The sequence below is a fragment of the Streptomyces sp. DH12 genome (assembly GCF_020873895.1).
GTDB lineage: Bacteria > Actinomycetota > Actinomycetes > Streptomycetales > Streptomycetaceae > Streptomyces.
Window position 1 is genome coordinate 1 of sequence record NZ_JAHWGT010000357.1, and the last position, 666, is coordinate 666.

At 70.6% G+C, this 666-nt stretch carries 1 protein-coding gene and 1 pseudogene; both read left to right on the forward strand.

Annotation, left to right across the window (positions count from 1 at the left end; translation table 11 throughout):
* A pseudogene (locus LPA54_RS34530) lies at positions 1-306 on the forward strand (amine oxidase); the annotation flags it as partial.
* Between the two features lie 61 nt (positions 307-367).
* Complete coding sequence (locus tag LPA54_RS34535; protein ID WP_093767696.1) at positions 368-655, forward strand: acyl carrier protein; 288 nt, start codon at positions 368-370, stop codon at positions 653-655.
* Positions 656-666 lie beyond the last annotated feature (11 nt).

Here is a 666-nt window from a genome sequence, read left to right on the forward strand (position 1 = left end):
GACCTGCAGTGCCTGACGGCCTCCCGCGACTACTTCCTGACCCTGGACTCCGGCGTGCCGATCCGCGAGGAGTGCGTCGTCTCGGACATCTCCTACCGGCACCCGGTGTTCTCCCTGCCGGCCCGCCGGCTGCAGGCGGACATCCACTCGGTCAACGACTCCGGGTCCCGCGTCCGGTTCGCCGGGTCGTACTTCCACTCCCGGAAGATGGGGCCGGACATCATCGGCTCGCACGAGTCCGCCTTCGACTCCGGGAGCGCGGCGGCCGAATCGATCCGGCGGTCCGCGCGGGCGGCCGCCGACTGACCGGCCGTCCCCCTCCTTTCCCGCTCCTTCACCGCAACGCACCGCATCTGAGAGGTGGACCGTGTCCGAAACCATCGAGGGGCGCAGCTCCGCGCCGCTGACGCCCGCGGCCGTCCAGGCCTGGCTCGTCGAGAAGGTGGCCCACAAGCTGGGCGTGCCGCCCGCCGACGTCGATCCGGACCAGTACTTCGACGAGTTCGACCTCGACTCCACGGAGGCCCTGGTGCTCTCCGGGGAGCTGGAGAACTGGCTCGGGTTCGAGCTCGAGACCACCGCCCTGTGGTACCACCCGACGATCGCCGAGCTGTCCCGCCACATCGTCGAGAGGCAGGCGGAGCATGCGGCCTGACGCACGTCGGG